We start from the raw sequence: 16497 nt of genomic DNA on the forward strand, positions 1-16497 counted from the left end.
TTTTTCAAGATAGCTCCACGGTATTTATCTGGAGTGAAGTTGGGATAATTATTTTTTTCTGAATAAAGATAGATAAATGTGCTAGCTGGTCTAGAATCTCCTGTACCATAGTACATTTTTTCGATTAAGCTATTGGCAGGACCAATTCTGTTTTGTCCATTAGAGTTAAAACTTAGCATGTTTTCCCCTTCAGAATTATACAATAGTTGTAAATCTCTATTTTGTCCCGTAACTATTCCGTTATAGAAATTAGTTTGTTCATTGATTTTATAATCAAGAGCAAAAATAAATTCTGCATTATTTTCATTTTTACTGCCCCATAGGTCTTCGTATTTAGGAACTAAACTGAATTGTTTGATTTGTTCTAAAGCATCTTTTGCAATTGTAAAGTCTGCCTCTCCTTTACCTAGTACTTCTCCAGACCATAAAAAAGCCTCTCCTTTTAAAGCTAAAGTTGCATCTTTACTCCAAAAAACATTTAGCCCTTTCCATAATCTATTTTCTGTACCATAGAGTTTTAACGATTGTTCAATATCCTTTTTAACTTGTTCAAAAACCTTTTCTTTTGGCGAACGTTTTTTGTTTAAACTTGCGAGATTGGTAGGGTCCTTAATTTTTTCTGTTGTAATTGGAACATCACCCCAAGTCTTCATCATTGTAAAATAAATAAATGCTCTAATACCGTAAACTTGAGCGAGCATAAGCTCTTTTTCTCTTTCGTTCTTTACCTTAACCTTTGGTGCATTTTCTATAAAATCATTCAAATAATGTATAAATCCGTAAAAATTTCCCCAATTGTTGAAGGCAATTCTTTCCGGGCTTACATCTTGATTTATGACATTTGTATAGAATGGAGTCTCTAGGGTTTCTCCATTAAAATAAATATCGGATCTTAAATCTCCCAGCGCAAATAATGTGAAATTATAATCTCTGAACTTAGAATAAATCCCGATAAGATCTGCGTTCATTGTTTCTTCAGAGCCCCAAAAGTTATTGTAAGTCAATGAGCTTTCGGGTTGTAAATCTAAATCACATGAATTTAATGTGAGAATAGATAATATGGTTAAAATATATTTTTTCATGATCAATAAAATTAAAAAGTTAAGTTTAAGCCTAATGTGTATGTTCTAGGTAATGGATATCTACCAGAATCTACTCCACCTAGTTCCGGAGAGTTGCCTGAATATGATGTGAAATATTTTAAATTAGCTCCTGTAACAAAGATTCTCATATCGTTGAAAATATTGCCTACTTTATTTCCAGGTAATGTATAGCTAAGAGTTATTTCTCTTAGTGCAAGATAATCCCCTTTTTCCCAAAATTTACTACTTCCTTTCCATTGATCACCTTGGTCAAATCCGCCAGCTTTATAGTTTCCGCTAGGATCTGTAAATACATATTGAGGAAGTTCTGCATTTGTGTTTTCAGGGGTCCAGGTGTTAAATGCAATTTCTTTTGGTCCATTTTGAGCTCCTTGTGTTTGAGCAAAACCTTTAATTTTTCTACCATTTACAATCATGTGCCCGACAGCAAAATCGGTTTTGATAAATAAGTTGAAATTTTTCCAAGACATGTCTGAATAAAAACCTCCGCTGTATTTTGGAGTGGTTCTACCGATTACAGCTCTATCTTTATAGTCAATGATATTGTCGCCATTTAAATCCTTCCATCTGGTATCACCTAAATGAATATTTCTTTGATTTTTGGTATCAGCTTTAGCAAAGGAAACCACTCTTCCCTTATCAGCATCTAATGCTGCTTGGTCATTATAAATTCCATCAAAGAGATAGGCTACAATTAAATCATCTCCATATCTTTGCCCTTCTTGAAGTCCACCGACGTATTCTAGTTTTCCAGTTGAAGGATTATAAATTTGAGTTCCTCCTCGTCTGTTATTCTCGACACCATTATCTGGTAATGATTGAATATATTGTTTTACAGAGTAGTATGTTCCGGATAGATTCCATTTAAAATCTTTAGTATCAATAACCTTTCCTCTTAATTCGATTTCTATACCTTTATTGCGTAATGTTCCATCATTGATTGTGATTGATGAAAATCCAGTCCAAAGTGGTAGGCTTAGATTAGCTAATTTATTTTCAACATCTTTTACGAAATAATCGGCTAATAAAGAAATTCGATTATTAAATAAACCTAAATCTAAACCAAAGTTTAATGTTTTAGAGCGTTCCCAGATCAGATTATAATTAGGCAAAACGGTATTTACATATCCCACTTGTGATGCGTATGTACTAGTTTGTTGATATACTCCAAATACACCAAAATTGGAAAGAATGTCTTGATTTCCATTTACACCATAACTGATTCTTGGTTTAATTTTAGAAACGATATTGCTTACTTTAGAATCTTTAAAGAATCTTTCATTATGAAGGTTCCATCCAAAAGACACCCCAGGGAAGAATCCCCAGCGATTATCTGAATATAGCCTTGAAGTCCCATCATATCTAAATGTCAGCCCGAGCAAGTATCTATTGTCGTAATCATAATTCAATTGCCCGAATGAAGAGCCTACTGCATATTGAGTTTTAGAAGAACTTGGACTTCCATTAGCTTCAGCTCCAGCATTTAAAGTATAGATTAAATCAGTTGGAGAATTTTTTGTTGAAGCAGAAGAACTGAAATCATTCTGTTTAAAATATTCGGTGCCTAATAAAGTGCTAATATTGTGATTGCCAAATTTATTTGAGTAATTCACTGTAGCTGTAACTTGCTTGTTGTTTAGCCTTCTTTGAGTAAGACTAGCAATTCTTGTGCTATTTAACACCTTTTTAGAATAAAAAGCTTTGTTAAAAGATTCATCAGTATTATGCACATTGAAATATGCTCCTCTAAGCATAAATTTGAATTTTTTAGAAAAATTCCAATCAAATTGAACGGATGTCGTAAGTCTTTCCTCAAGATTTTCTCGTATAAATTTATCTTTATAATAAAGAGGATTTCCAAAATTTACTTCTGTGCCTGGATTAGGGTCGCTGCTTAAGCTACCATCTGGATTGTTGTTATAAATTCTTGCGGTAGGTGCAATACCAGCAGCTCTTTGGAATACATTATAGATATCACCCAAGTAGTTTGGCGTGTTTTCGGAATTAGCATAAATAACATTAGAGCTAATTTTTAAATTCTCAGAGATTTTATAAGATGCATTAAATGTGCCCGTATATCTATTAAATTTGGAGCCGTAGACTAATCCTTTATCATCTAGAGCTCCTAGGCTTAAATAAAATGCACCTTTCTCATTCCCTCCTGAGAATGCTAGGTTATAATCTTTTGAAAAACTATTTTGATAAAATAAATCACTAAAATTATTATCTTGAAAAATTAATTGCTGATTAGGGTTAAGGGGATCTGGGATAGTTTCCCACCCAGCATAATTAAGTAGATATTTATTTTTATCAGATAATATCATAGTTGTGTAGTTAGAATTAATCGGATTGTTTCTAACTCCAGCAGGATACTCTCCGTTTAAGAAAGCATTGAAAGCACTTCTATTAATCTGATTTTGATAATTTTGAATAGCTAATCTGTTGAATTTTACATATTCTCGAGCATTCATTAGTTCGAGTTTATCTTTAGTTCTATCGTTATAAGTAAACCTTGAATTAAACACGATTGAAGATTTTCCCTTTTTCCCTTTTTTGGTAGTTACTAAAATAACTCCATTTGCAGAGCGAGCTCCATATATTGCAGTAGATGCTGCATCTTTTAAAACTTCGATAGATTCTATGTCATCAGAGTTCAGTCCATAAAATGAGCCAGGCACACCATCAATTAAAACTAAAGGACTACCACCTCCTCCAAAATCAGTCCCCCCTCTCAATGTGATAGATGGGGTAGAGCCTGGCTGTCCAGAAGTTTGAGTAATTTTCAAACCTGCGATTGTTCCTTGTAGTGCAGTAGCTGCATTCGAGCGCGGAGCATTTTTCAGCACTTTGGTGTCCAATTTAGAAACGGAAGTGGCAAGAGTCTTCCTAGATTGATTTGAGTACCCAGTAGCTACAACTTCCTCAAGTCCTACTTGATTTAGATTCTTATTGCTATCAATGTACAGGTCATAATTACTTTGTTTGCTATCATCTTTAGTCAAAATAATTTCGTTACCTACCAACTTTGCATCAAGTGGAAAATTATTGTTGATGAACTGAATTAAAATTTCCACAGGAACATCTTCAAAATCTAAATTGTTGATTTTTAAATCTTTAATATCTAAAGGATTATATGTTACAGTTAGATTTGTTTGTGTCTTAATTTCATTTATAAAATCACTAAATGATAATTGAAATGGATTAACCATGTAAACTGTTTTTTCTTTTTCTTGAGCATAAATACTAGGATTTCCCAGAAAAAACGCAGCAAGAGAAAGGCTAATTAATGTTTTTTTCATATGTTAAGAATTGAATTAGAATCAAATATAATATAAAAATCTTAATTTTACCCGTAGTGCATTATCGAATGAGGTTAATTTTTAAATTGTTAATGTTACTATGAAAGACAAATTTATTGAGATATTGAATAGTAGTCAAGGAGGTAATTTTTGCCAATATTCTTGTTTTGAATCCTTCAAAAGATTTGGCATAATTACGCCGTATCATAAATTGGTCACACAACTGCGAGAATAAAGTTTCTATACGTTTTCTACACTTTCTGAATGGATAGAACTGAGGTTTGTAATCTTTTTGATTTTTTCTTTTAGGGGTTTCTAACTGGATTTTTACCTCATTGAACAAGTCAAGCTGAACCGTTTGAGAAAGATAGCCCCTGTCTCCAAGTAACACGCAATCAGAAATTTGAAGTTTTATGTCTTTCAAATAATGAATGTCGTGAACGGAGGCGGGAGATAAGTCAAAACTTTGGAACACACCAGCAATAGAACAGATCGCATGTAGCTTGTAACCATAAAAGTGTAGATTTTGAGAAGCACAAAAACCTTTATTTGGCATTGAAAAGCTATTTTCTTTACAGATTTTGCTTCTGGAAGAGCGGGATAATTTACACACTTCTAAAGGCATGCTGTCCACCAAGAAATAGTTTTCAAAATCATTGAACTTTTTCACCATTTTGCACCTAATTTCTTCAAGAAAAGGGAAGAGTTTTCGTTTTCTTCTGTTGTAAACACTCCTTTCAATTTTAGATTCAATAGCCCAACCTTTTATCTCTCTAAAAAGCTGGTACTCAGAATCGATAGATTTAAATTCTGCTAAAATAATTAAGCTTATCAGCTCTATATCAGATAATTTTGGTTTCACTGGTTTAAAATAGAAATTTTCAGTTCCTGAAAATTCTATTAGTTTATTCAAAATAAAATTGTAACTTGCCTCTAGGTTGCTCATAATTGTATTTGATTGGTAACCAATGCAATTTACTTTTCTTTAGGCTCATGGGCAACCTTTTTTATAATGCACTACGGGTTAATTTTTGTTGTTTTTAACACTTAGAATTTTTCATTTTGTAAAAAGGTCTTCAAAATTAGAAAGTCTTTTTTCTTAAAAATTAGCCCAAAAAGAATTTTCTGTCTTACATTTGTTCAACAAAAAATACTATGAAAAATATATTCATCACAGGAATTGATACCGATGCAGGAAAAACTGTCGCAGCTTCGATTGCTGTAGAAGCTTTGAAAGCGGATTACTGGAAGCCAATTCAGTCTGGAGATTTAGATAATACGGATACGATGAAAGTCCAGCGAATGGTCTCTAATTCTGAAACTAAATTCTACCCAGAAGCTTATAGGCTCAATACACCAGCATCGCCACATGCTGCAGCTGAAATAGATGGAGTTATTATTGATTTAGACAAAATTGAAAGACCTAAGACCGAAAATAATTTAATCATCGAAGGAGCAGGCGGACTGCTTGTGCCATTAAATGCTAAACAAAATGTCGCTGATTTGATTCAGCCCAGCGATAAGGTGGTTTTGGTTACAAAACATTATCTCGGAAGCATCAATCATACTCTATTGAGCTATGAATATTTAAAAAATAAAGGTTTTAATGATATAGCTATTTGGATTAATGGAGAGGAAAAGACTTCGACCGAACAAGCTTTAAAAAATAGAGTAGATGCCTTTTTTATTGAACGCATTCAAACTTTGTTAGAAGTAAATAAAGAAAGTATCCAAAACGAAGCGCAACGCATCAGCGAAAGCCTACAATATTTTGTTCAAAAATAGATAAACATGCTTTTGAAAAAAAAACACCTGTGTTTTTTCTAAAAATGTAGCGTGTTTTTTTAAAAAAGACGTGTGTTTTTTGAGAGTGGGTAAAGAGGAGAAGTGAAAGAAACAAAAATAGATTTGATAAAAGCATAAACTTTAAAAATAAATAAAGCCGTTCCAAAGTTGGAACGGCTTTTCTAGTTGATAAAATTGAATAATGGTCTCTTAGATTTCTCTGTTTAAGAATGAGTTAAGCATCCAAGCAGTTTTTTCTTGCCCTGAAATAAAATCACTCATCATTGCATTAGTACCCTCGTCGTCTAATTCTCCAGAAGCATCAAGAATTTCTCTCTCGATGATTAAAATTTCTTTCATAGAATCCAAAACAACTTTCACAGCCTCAGTATCTTTGTGGATATTTTTAGCCGCTTTTACTTTAGAAGTATCAAGATAATCTTGGAAAGTATGCATAGGAGTTTCTCCTAAAGTAAGGATACGCTCTGCGATTTCGTCGATTTGTTCTTGAGCCTCAGTGTACATTTCTTCGAATTTTTCGTGTAAAGCGAAGAAGTTTTGCCCTTTAATGTTCCAATGAACACTTCTTAAGTTTTGGTAATAAACTTGGAAATTAGCTAAAAGGTTATTTAAGCTTTTGCATAATTCTTTTGATTTTTGTTCGTCTAATCCGATAGTTGTTAGTGACATAATATTTGATTTTTTATTGTTTATTATTTATACAGCAAATATCATGAAAAACTTTATGCATATTGTTTTATTTTGCTAATGATTATTTATATCTTTATCAAATAAATTTATATAATGACATTAGTACAATTAGAATATGCACTAGCAGTTGCCGAAAGTAAAAATTTCACCCTAGCAGCAGAAAAGGTTTTTGTAACTCAACCTACGCTGAGTATGCAGATCCAAAAATTAGAAGCAGAGCTTGGAGTAAATATATTCGATCGCACAACACACCCCATTACCATTACACCAATGGGCGAAAAAGTTTTGGAACAAGCCAAAAAGATATTGAACGAGGCGAAAAGAATGCAATTTATGGTTTCCGAAGAGAAAAACTCGTTGGAAGGAACATTTAAAATAGGCGTAATCCCTACCTTAGTCTCTACTCTGGTGCCATTGTTTTATAAAAATTTCATCAACAATTATCCTAAAACTCAATTGAAAGTTGTAGAATTAAAAACCAAAGAAATATTAGAACAACTAAAGGAAGGAAAAATTGATTTTGGAATTGCAGCTACGCCACTCAATGTACCTGATTTTGTAGAAGATGTGTTGTTTTATGAGCCCATGCTTGCTTATGTGCCACCGCAACATCGCTTGCATGATAAAAAGGAAATAGAAGAAGGAGACCTAGACACAAGCGATTTATTACTATTAGACGAAGGGCATTGCTTTAGAAACAATGTGCTATCCATTTGCTCTAATTCCGCGAAGTCTAATCTATCTGGCGTATCTGTGCAAAGTGGAAATTTTGAAACATTGGTAAAACTAGCCGACGATGGGCTCGGCATGACGGTTTTGCCTTCTATGCAGGCAGATGATATTTTATTGAAAAAGGAAAAACAAAACTTAAAGAACTTTAAACAACCAAGTCCTACACGCGAAATCAGCTTGGTGTATCACGAGTTGCAATTAAGGCTAAATTTTGCTCGAGAATTAAAGAAAATGATTCAGGGATTGGTACGCGGAAAGATCTATCTAGAAAAAGGCAATCGAACATTCCCAACGCTCTCGATGGAGAAAAACACTTAAAAACTAAAAATGCGCTAAATTCCAATTTTAGCGCATTTTTTATTTATAGCTCAAGCATACTTTAAATGAAAGTAAGAGATTGATTTAAAATAAAAAAAGGATACCAAAAATGATATCCTTTTTAAGCGATCCGGACGGGACTCGAACCCGCGACCACCTGCGTGACAGGCAGGTATTCTAACCAACTGAACTACCGAATCTTTTACTTTAATTTTTTTTTAAAAAGTGTTAAGTAAACCACTTTTGCGATCCGGACGGGACTCGAACCCGCGACCACCTGCGTGACAGGCAGGTATTCTAACCAACTGAACTACCGAATCTAAAAATTTTTGTCAAATAACAAAACTTAAATACTTCTTTCTTTAAGCGGTTGCAAATATAAGAATTATTTTTTTACTGTCAAAAATTTTATTCAAAATTTTATAGAGATTGTAATTTTTGAACTAATTGCTCTTTTGGAACAACTCCAACTACTTTATCCACAACTTGTCCTCCTTTGAAGAATAAAATTGTAGGAATGTTTCTGATACCATATTGAGCAGCAACATCTGGATTGTTATCTACATTCACTTTTCCTACGACAGCTTTGCCTTCAAACTCACGGCTGATTTCATCTACAGTAGGGGCAATCATGCGGCATGGGCCACACCACTCTGCCCAAAAATCTACCATTACAGGTAATTCTGATGATAAAACTTCGTTGATGTTGTTATCTGTAATTTCTAGTGCCATAACTTCTATTTTTTATTTTTGCAAATTTACTTAAAAAAGAATTATTTTCAAATTTAATAGCTATAAAGATAATTGATAGCTGTATAAGTTTAGTTTAAAGATAAATCAAGCCCATCGATGTCTTGCAACATTTGTATCAAATCTTTACTAATATTAATCGCATATTTTGTGGTCTCGGAGCTAAATTTAACCTTATTCTTGGTATCAATGAGTTCCATAATAAGTTTTTTATCCCCTTGGTGTTTTTGTACAGAAGATTCGATGAGCTCTAGCATTTCCGCGTTTAGATTAGATAATTCGATTGAAAGTTTAAGTGAGCTACTCTTCTTTTCAATCAAGCCATCGAGAAGTGAGATGTCTTTCACATTTGTATATATTTTATTAGAAAACTTGTTTTGAGTAATTGCTACTTGAACCAAGACGAAAAGATTTTTGTCTAAATAGGGTTTCAATTTTAAATAGTCGTCGTTGAATAGCATAAATTCAAAGGTATCTGAATAATCCTCTAGTACGAATTTTCCAAAGCCTTGTCCTGTTTTGGATTCAAGATGGCTCGCACTAGTGATCATTCCCGCTACGGTGAAGGTGGAACCCACTAATCTCGATTCATTCTTTTTCATATTGGCTAGGTCTATTTTAGCATATTTCTCTATTTCGATATGGTATTTATCGAGTGGGTGAGAGGAGATATAAATTCCTACAACTTCTTTTTCTTTATTTAATTTATATAAATCGCTCCACTCATCACAATTGCTGATCTCTGGTTTTTGAACTTCTATTTCCATTCCAGCAGAGGCAAATAAATCAAACTGGAATTCGCTTCCGCCTTCTTGGGTAGCTTGTCCATATTTTACCAATTTTTCTAGATTGGTTTGTCCAGTTTCGTCTTCGGCGAAATATTGCGCACGGTGGATTTCGTCTAATTCGTCAAAAGCTCCTGCAAAAATCAAATTTTCCATGGTTTTTTTGTTACATTGTCTTAAATCGACACGCTCCATGAAATCATAAATGTTTTTGAATTTCCCGTTTTCTTGTCTTTCTTTGATGATGCCTTCCACAGCGGCAGCTCCTACACCTTTGATGGCACCAAGCCCAAAACGAATAGCTCCATCTTGGTTCACATTGAAGTCTAAAATAGATTCATTCACATCAGGACTTAATACAGGGATTCCCATTCTTTTGCATTCTTGCATAAAGAAGGTAATATCCTTGATGTCCTTCATGTTGTTGCTCAACACGGCAGCCATATATTGTGCAGGGTAGTGTGCTTTTAAATAAGCCGTATGGAATGCAATATAGGCGTAGCAAGTGGAGTGCGATTTGTTAAACGCATATTGAGCAAAGGCTTCCCAGTCGTTCCAAATTTTTTCTAAAACCTTTTCAGGGTGATTGTTTGCTTTGGCTTGTTCAATGAATTTGCCTTTCATTTTAGCCAGAACATCAATCAATTTTTTACCCATGGCTTTACGCAAGACATCGGCTTCCCCTTTTGTGAAGTTTGCCAATTTTTGCGAGAGTAGCATCACCTGCTCTTGGTAAACGGTAATTCCGTAGGTTTCAGCCAAATATTCTTCCATTTCGGGCAAATCATAGGTGATTTCCTCTTTTCCATGTTTACGATCGATAAAGTTTGGAATATATGCTAGAGGTCCTGGACGATACAAGGCGTTCATCGCAATTAAATCCGCAAAGTTATCGGGTTTTAGCGATTTTAAGTGTTTTTGCATTCCAGGGGATTCGTATTGGAAAATCCCTGTTGTTTTACCTTTTTGGAAAATCTCTTGATAAGTTTTTGGGTCATCAAGCGGAAAGTCATCGGGCACCAAATCTTCGCCCGTAGTTTCTTTGACTAAACGCACTGCATCTTTAATGATTGTTAGTGTTTTTAAGCCCAAAAAGTCCATTTTTAGCAACCCAGCCGATTCCACCACAGAGTTGTCGAACTGAGTAACTGCCATGTCAGAATCCTTGGCGGTCGCCACTGGAATTAATTCCTTAATGTCTGAAGGTGTGATGATTACCCCACAAGCGTGCACGCCCGTGTTTCGGATACTTCCTTCGATTACCCTCGCTTGTTGAATGGTAGTTGCCTCGAGCCCATCACCTTTGGATAGTTCTATGATGTCTTTTAAATCTTTTAATTCATCGGCATTGAATTTAGCTTCCAAATCCTTGTCGCTCATTTTGAACAATTTGTTCAACTTGGTGTGAACTTTCTTTGCGATTTGGTCGGTGTCCGAAAGCGGGAGGTTCAGCACACGCCCCGTGTCGCGTATCGCCGATTTCCCCGCCATGGTTCCGTAAGTTATGATTTGCGCCACTTGGTCTTTACCATATTTATTAATCACCCAGCGGATGATGTCCTCTCGCCCGCGGTCATCAAAATCAATATCGATATCGGGTAAGGATACACGCTCAGGATTCAAGAAACGCTCAAATAGCAAATCATATTTAATGGGATCTACATTGGTGATTCCAATACAATACGCTACGGCAGAACCCGCTGCTGAACCACGACCAGGACCTACCGAAACGCCCATTTTTCTCGCTTGGGAGGTGAAATCTTGCACAATCAAGAAATAACCAGGATATCCTGTGTTTTCGATGGTCGCAAGCTCAAAATCTAGACGCTCAGTGATTTCGGGCGTTATTTCGCCATAGCGTTGTTTGGCACCTTCGTAAGTTAAATGTCTTAAATAAGCATTTTCCCCTCTTTTTCCGCCATCTTTTTCGTCTTCTTCATTTCTGAACTGTTCAGGAATATCAAATTTAGGCAAGAGAATGTCGTGCTTTAAATCGTAGAATTCAAATTTGGTTAAAAATTCCTTGAAATTATCAATTGCTTCTGGAATGTCTTTAAAAATCTCTTGCATTTGCGCTTGAGTTTTAAAGTAGAATTCATTGTTGGGAAACCCAAATCTAAAATCTCGACCGCGACCAATTGGCGTGTCTTTTTTCTCGCCATCTCGCACACAAAGCAAGATGTCGTGTGCCTCGGAATCTTCTTGATTAATATAAAAAGTATTGTTTTGGGCTAAAATTTTAACTCCGTATTTTTTTGCAAATTTGATGAGCACTTGATTGACATGCTCTTCTTCTTCAAGCCCGTGACGAATGAGCTCAACATAAAAATCATCGCCAAAGGCTTCGTGCCAAAACTTAAAAGTTTCTTCGGCTTGCGTTTCCCCCACATTTAATATTGTATGCGGAATCTCAGAAGAAAGCGAGCCTGTAGTTGCGATAATGTTTTCTTTGTGTTTTAAAATCACTTCTTTGCCAACACGCGGATAGCCCGCATAGAATCCGTCGATGTATCCCGTAGAGGAAATTTTTGCCAAGTTGTGATAGCCTGCCTTGTTTTTAGCAATTAGCACTTGTGTGTAGCGGCGGTCTGGGTTGTCTTTAGTAAATTTAGTTTGCTTATATCGGTCTGAAATATAAACTTCGCAGCCAATGATTGGGATTAAGTCTGTTCCTGTTTTTTTTACGGCATTCACAAAGTGGAAAGCCCCCATCATGTTTCCCATATCGGTGAGTCCCACCGCAGGCATGCCTAGCTCAATGGCGCGATTTACCAAAGCTCCAATCGTAGAGGTTGCCGATAAAATGGAGTGCGAACTATGATTGTGAAAATGGAAAAATGGCGAATCTTTTACTTCTTCAAGCTCAGAATCTTTTTTCTTGATTTTAGCCGTAGCTTTTTTAGCCTCCGCATCTTTATCTGCGATTTGCGTGTCGACTTCGATGTCATACGGCTGAATCGTATCGTTGTATTTCTTTAAAAAGGCAGCAAAATCATCTGGGCTAAATTTAGCCTTGCTATCAGGAATTACTCGCAAGCGTACAAGCTCAAAGAAACATCGAGCCGTAGCATTAACATCGGCAGCCGCATTGTGAGCCTCGTCAAACGGAACGCCAAAGAGTTTTTCGTGTAATTCCGTAAGTTTTGGGAATTTAAATCTTCCGCCTTTTCCACCGCCTATGGCACAGAAATCTACCGATTCCACCATGGTATCCAGCACAGGAAGCTTGGTGATTTGGTCGGTATCTTGCTGGAGTCTGTGATATTCAGCCCCCACAATATTAACATCAAAATTGATGTTGTGCCCAATGATTAAAGGCTTGTCTTTGAGTGATTCAGAGAAAATAGAGAGTGCCTCTGCCAAGGGAATTCCTTCGTTTTGCGCTTTTTCGTTGGTGATTCCGTGAATTTTAGTCGCATTAAACGGAATGTCAAATCCGTCTGGTTTTACTAAAAGATTATGATTTTCGATTAAATCTCCCTTTTCATCATGCACCTGCCATGCCAATTGAACCAATCGGGGCCAGTTGTCTGAATCGGAAACGGGAGCGTTGTAATTACTTGGTAAGCCAGTGGTTTCGGTATCGAAAATTAAATATTTCATGAGATTTTTAGCCTTTAATTAAAAGTAGGTAGACCACAAAAGTACAAAATTAAAGATAAGTATCGGGCGGTGGTTAAATCCAATTTTCAACAAAATAAAAATATGAAATTAATCATTTTTTTTGAAATCAGCAAATTACTAATTTAGCATATCAATATATTTGAAAATGAGAACAATAATTTATCCTGCGCTTTTTTTGGTGGGAAGTATTTCTTTAGCCCAAAATCAACAAGTGAATGGTCGTGTAGTGGATAGTCTGCAAGTGCCCATTGCTTATGCCGAAGTGATTTTGAGAGATTTAGATACGGAAAAAGAAAATCAGATTTTAACCGATTCCGATGGTAGATTTGAGTTACAAGCAGATTGTAATCGTTGTGTGCTTTCGGTGGAATCTTTTGGTTTTAAGCCTTATCAATCGTCTGAGTTTTCAATCTTGGAAAAACAAGATTTTGCGACAATTAAACTAAATCCAGCTTCGCTTGCACTCAAAGAAGTGATCGCGACGGGGAGAGAAAAGCCTGTACTGGTAACTCTGAAGCCAGGTAAAGTAATTTACAATGTGGAAAATACTGCTGATGCTTATGGGAGTACGGCACTAGATGTGTTGAGGAAAACACCCAAGCTCACGATTGATGGTGGGAATGCTATTAGAATAAACGGGAAAAGTAAAGTTTTGGTTTTAATTAATGGAAAAAATACTTATTTGCAGCCAGAACAATTGGTGAATTTTTTAAAAGCTACAACTTCGGGCAATATTAAAAATATTGAAGTGATGACCAATCCGCCCGTGGAGTACGAAGCGGAAGGCTCGGCGGGCGTAGTAAATATTGTTTTGAAAAAAGCAACAGGGCTTAGAAATAATTTTTTTGTGAATGCTGGACTCTCAAGTGGTGTATTTACGCATGAAAATTTAGATTTATCGTTTAATTATCATTATCAAAAATTCAATTTTTATGGTAATTTCAGCCGACTTTGGGGTAAGGTGAATTACTTGTATGGAAATCATAGGTTAGCCAATGGGCAAGAGATTTTTAGTGATTCGTACGATGTAGATAAGAAAACGCCGCGCGTGTACAATTTTGGCGTGGATTATAAAATTGATGATAATCAAACGCTTAATTTGCAAATAGGTAGAAATCGATTACACGGAACAGGTTTTGTGAAAACTCAAAATAATGTAAGAACTCCAAGTTTGATACAGAATGTGAAATCTCTTAGTGACTATTTCTTTCAAGATTGGGATCGAGGGAATATTTCGCTGAATTATGATTTGAAAAATGCTAAAAGTGAAACTAAATTAAGTGTAGATTATGCCAAATTTATGGGCGATACGCAAATTCGTTTAAAAAACGATTTTTTTGACCAAAATAAAGTGGCTCAACGAGAAGAAACCACGGAAACTTATGCTAATCGAGATATTGATGCTTATGCTTTTTCAGCAAGTCAGCAAAGAGATTTAGGTAAAATTCAGTTGAAATATGGTTTTAAAACTTCGTTTGCCAATTCATCTAACGACTTTAAACGCTATGATTTAATCCAAGCAAAACCCGTTTTAAACATCAATGAATCTAATGTTTTTGATTTTAAAGAAAACATAACCGCTATTTTTGCCCATTCAGCTATTGAAATTAATTCTACAATGCGTTTAGGAGCGGGGCTGAGGGTAGAACGCACTAGTAATGAATCTCATATCGAAGTTGCCAAAGGAAGTTCGCATAAACCAGAGGCAATTAATTCCACTTATGTAGATTATTTTCCATCATTACAATTTAGTTATAAACCCAATGATTTGGAATACTCACTTTCATTTTCCAAACGAATCGATCGTCCGCAATATTCAGATTTAAACACGCTTGATCAGCCGATAGATGCATTTTCTTCTTGGCGTGGAAATCCCTATCTAAAGCCACAAAAAACAGACAAAGTAGCTGTGGGCATTTTGCACAAGCAAAAGCAAATAGAGCTTTTTTACTCAAAGACCCATGATTATAAAGTAAATATGCAAATTGTAGAAAATGGAATTATGCTCGAAATTCCTAAAAATATGGGGACGCAAGAACATCTAGGTCTAGATGTCTCTTATGTTTGGAATATTCTACAATGGCATTTTAACTTTTCTGGGCAGGCATTTTATTTGAAAAATAAAGTGAAATTGAAAGCAGATTTGCCAGTGAAAAATCATTGTTGGGCAACCAATTTATCATTAAATGTAAATGCTAGAATTTTCTGGAAAATGAATTTAGATATCTTTACACAATACAATAGTGGACAGCTAAGTGGTGCTACCGTAACTAGTCGCCCGATGAATAGCACCGATTTTAGTCTCTCAAGGGCATTTCTTAATAATAAAGCTAAGGTGAAACTTTCGGTTGTCGATGTGTTTAATAGCTCGCATTGGAATAGTGTGAATGAATACCCAGGTTTCTATTCCGATAATTATGGTAGAGGAGAACGTCGACAAATCAAGCTAAATATAAGTTATAAAATCGGCTGGGGAGAGAATCATGATTTACGAGAATCCAATATGCAATCTGAGTTAGACAGGATTTAATATAGGATGCCGAAAATAAAAATCCATAATTAAATATATTTTCTTACTTTTGTGCCAGATTTAAAATCAATTTTGATTGAGAACAAAACTTTTAAAGCCTATTGTATAAATGGGTTTAAGAGAGTTGTCTGAATAAATTGTGAAAATTAATGGAGTAAATGTTTGGTAGATTGAAAATTAATTCTTTACTTTGCACTCCGTTTTAAAAACGAATATAGCATGTCACGAGTTTGTCAAATTACAGGAAAGAAAGCACAAGTGGGAAATAGTGTGTCTCACGCAAATAATAAAACCAAAAGAAGGTTCAATGTTAACTTAATGAAGAAACGCTTCTATGTACCATCAGAAGATAAGTGGGTGCAATTGAGAGTTTCTGCTAATGGGTTGAAAACTATCAACAAGATTGGTATTGAAGCTGCTTTGGAGCGTGCGAGAAAAGAAGGTTTAATCAAATAAAATAAAGTATCATGGCTAAGAAAGGTAATAGAGTTCAAGTGATATTGGAATGTACTGAGCATAAAGAAAGCGGAATGCCAGGTACTTCTCGCTACATCACAACTAAAAACAAAAAGAATACTCCAGATAGATTAGAGCTTAAGAAGTTTAATCCTATCTTGAAGAAATATACTATTCACAAAGAAATTAAATAAAAATGGCTAAGAAGACAGTTGCAACATTACAAACAGGTTCAAAAAAGCTTACTAAAGTTATTAAAATGGTAAAGTCTCCTAAATCAGGGGCGTATGTTTTTGAAGAAAAAGTTGTTCACGCTGATGATGTGAATGATTTCTTTAATAAAAAATAATTTTTTTGATTTTTGATAAAATTTATAAAAGTCGTTACGAAAAGTAACGACTTTT

General features: G+C 35.1%; 12 protein-coding genes and 2 tRNA genes (1 of these 14 only partly in view). 6 read left to right on the top strand and 8 right to left on the bottom strand.

What is annotated here, in order from left to right; translation table 11 throughout:
- The 3 genes from ORNRH_RS06340 to ORNRH_RS06350 all read right to left on the bottom strand — a co-directional run.
- Nucleotides 1–1082, bottom strand: the 5' portion of a protein-coding gene (locus ORNRH_RS06340; RefSeq protein ID WP_014791057.1) for a RagB/SusD family nutrient uptake outer membrane protein. 421 nt of this gene lie to the left of the window's left edge; 1082 of the gene's 1503 nt are visible here — the first part of the coding sequence; its start codon is at nt 1080–1082; the stop codon falls past the left edge of the window.
- An 11-nt stretch (nt 1083–1093) separates the two neighbouring features.
- A complete protein-coding gene (locus tag ORNRH_RS06345) occupies nt 1094–4402 on the bottom strand; it encodes a SusC/RagA family TonB-linked outer membrane protein (RefSeq protein WP_014791058.1) in 3309 nt (1102 codons plus the stop codon).
- Nucleotides 4403–4463: 61 nt separating this feature from the next.
- Nucleotides 4464–5348, bottom strand: a complete 885-nt coding sequence (locus tag ORNRH_RS06350) for an IS982 family transposase (RefSeq protein ID WP_014791059.1) — start codon at nt 5346–5348, stop codon at nt 4464–4466.
- 209 nt (nt 5349–5557) lie between these two features.
- Between ORNRH_RS06350 and bioD the strand changes: the two genes are divergently transcribed.
- On the top strand, nt 5558–6187 hold the full coding sequence (gene bioD / locus ORNRH_RS06355) for a dethiobiotin synthase (protein ID WP_014791060.1): 630 nt from the start codon (nt 5558–5560) through the stop codon (nt 6185–6187).
- Between the two features lie 210 nt (nt 6188–6397).
- Here the strand turns inward: bioD and ORNRH_RS06360 are convergent, their stop codons facing one another.
- Nucleotides 6398–6877, bottom strand: coding sequence for a Dps family protein (locus tag ORNRH_RS06360; RefSeq protein WP_014791061.1), 480 nt, complete (start codon nt 6875–6877; stop codon nt 6398–6400).
- A 114-nt stretch (nt 6878–6991) separates the two neighbouring features.
- Here ORNRH_RS06360 and ORNRH_RS06365 point away from each other — a divergent pair, with 114 nt between their 5' ends.
- Nucleotides 6992–7948, top strand: a complete 957-nt coding sequence (locus tag ORNRH_RS06365) for a LysR family transcriptional regulator (protein WP_014791062.1) — start codon at nt 6992–6994, stop codon at nt 7946–7948.
- A gap of 126 nt (nt 7949–8074) precedes the next feature.
- On the opposite strand, the gene ORNRH_RS06370 is transcribed toward ORNRH_RS06365, so the two are convergent.
- From ORNRH_RS06370 to dnaE, 4 genes are all read right to left on the bottom strand, one after another.
- A tRNA-Asp gene (locus ORNRH_RS06370) sits at nt 8075–8148 on the bottom strand.
- A 46-nt stretch (nt 8149–8194) separates the two neighbouring features.
- Nucleotides 8195–8268: transfer RNA gene (locus ORNRH_RS06375), tRNA-Asp, on the bottom strand.
- 100 nt (nt 8269–8368) lie between these two features.
- A complete protein-coding gene (gene trxA, locus ORNRH_RS06380; RefSeq protein WP_014791063.1) occupies nt 8369–8680 on the bottom strand; it encodes a thioredoxin in 312 nt (103 codons plus the stop codon).
- 89 nt (nt 8681–8769) lie between these two features.
- Nucleotides 8770–13086, bottom strand: coding sequence for a DNA polymerase III subunit alpha (gene dnaE / locus ORNRH_RS06385; protein ID WP_014791064.1), 4317 nt, complete (start codon nt 13084–13086; stop codon nt 8770–8772).
- 166 nt (nt 13087–13252) lie between these two features.
- On the opposite strand from dnaE, the gene ORNRH_RS06390 reads away from it, so the two are divergent.
- From ORNRH_RS06390 to ORNRH_RS11940, 4 genes are all read left to right on the top strand, one after another.
- A complete protein-coding gene (locus ORNRH_RS06390) occupies nt 13253–15637 on the top strand; it encodes an outer membrane beta-barrel family protein (protein WP_014791065.1) in 2385 nt (794 codons plus the stop codon).
- A gap of 219 nt (nt 15638–15856) precedes the next feature.
- Nucleotides 15857–16093, top strand: coding sequence for a 50S ribosomal protein L28 (gene rpmB, locus ORNRH_RS06395; protein WP_014791066.1), 237 nt, complete (start codon nt 15857–15859; stop codon nt 16091–16093).
- An 11-nt stretch (nt 16094–16104) separates the two neighbouring features.
- On the top strand, nt 16105–16287 hold the full coding sequence (rpmG, locus tag ORNRH_RS06400; protein WP_014791067.1) for a 50S ribosomal protein L33: 183 nt from the start codon (nt 16105–16107) through the stop codon (nt 16285–16287).
- Between the two features lie 2 nt (nt 16288–16289).
- Complete coding sequence (locus ORNRH_RS11940; RefSeq protein WP_014791068.1) at nt 16290–16442, top strand: DUF4295 domain-containing protein; 153 nt, start codon at nt 16290–16292, stop codon at nt 16440–16442.
- Nucleotides 16443–16497 lie beyond the last annotated feature (55 nt).

Origin of the sequence: Ornithobacterium rhinotracheale DSM 15997 (genome assembly GCF_000265465.1) — a bacterium.
GTDB lineage: Bacteria > Bacteroidota > Bacteroidia > Flavobacteriales > Weeksellaceae > Ornithobacterium > Ornithobacterium rhinotracheale.

Bases quoted from the DNA above. Each gene is read 5' to 3' on its own strand.
- ORNRH_RS06345 (WP_014791058.1), bottom strand. From the start codon at position 4,402: ATGAAAAAAACATTAATTAGCCTTTCTCTTGCTGCGTTTTTTCTGGGA.
- ORNRH_RS11940 (WP_014791068.1), top strand. From the start codon at position 16,290: ATGGCTAAGAAGACAGTTGCAACATTACAAACAGGTTCAAAAAAGCTT.
- ORNRH_RS06360 (WP_014791061.1), bottom strand. From the start codon at position 6,877: ATGTCACTAACAACTATCGGATTAGACGAACAAAAATCAAAAGAATTA.
- rpmG (WP_014791067.1), top strand. From the start codon at position 16,105: ATGGCTAAGAAAGGTAATAGAGTTCAAGTGATATTGGAATGTACTGAG.
- bioD (WP_014791060.1), top strand. From the start codon at position 5,558: ATGAAAAATATATTCATCACAGGAATTGATACCGATGCAGGAAAAACT.
- ORNRH_RS06390 (WP_014791065.1), top strand. From the start codon at position 13,253: ATGAGAACAATAATTTATCCTGCGCTTTTTTTGGTGGGAAGTATTTCT.
- ORNRH_RS06350 (WP_014791059.1), bottom strand. From the start codon at position 5,348: ATGAGCAACCTAGAGGCAAGTTACAATTTTATTTTGAATAAACTAATA.
- ORNRH_RS06365 (WP_014791062.1), top strand. From the start codon at position 6,992: ATGACATTAGTACAATTAGAATATGCACTAGCAGTTGCCGAAAGTAAA.
- dnaE (WP_014791064.1), bottom strand. From the start codon at position 13,086: ATGAAATATTTAATTTTCGATACCGAAACCACTGGCTTACCAAGTAAT.
- trxA (WP_014791063.1), bottom strand. From the start codon at position 8,680: ATGGCACTAGAAATTACAGATAACAACATCAACGAAGTTTTATCATCA.
- rpmB (WP_014791066.1), top strand. From the start codon at position 15,857: ATGTCACGAGTTTGTCAAATTACAGGAAAGAAAGCACAAGTGGGAAAT.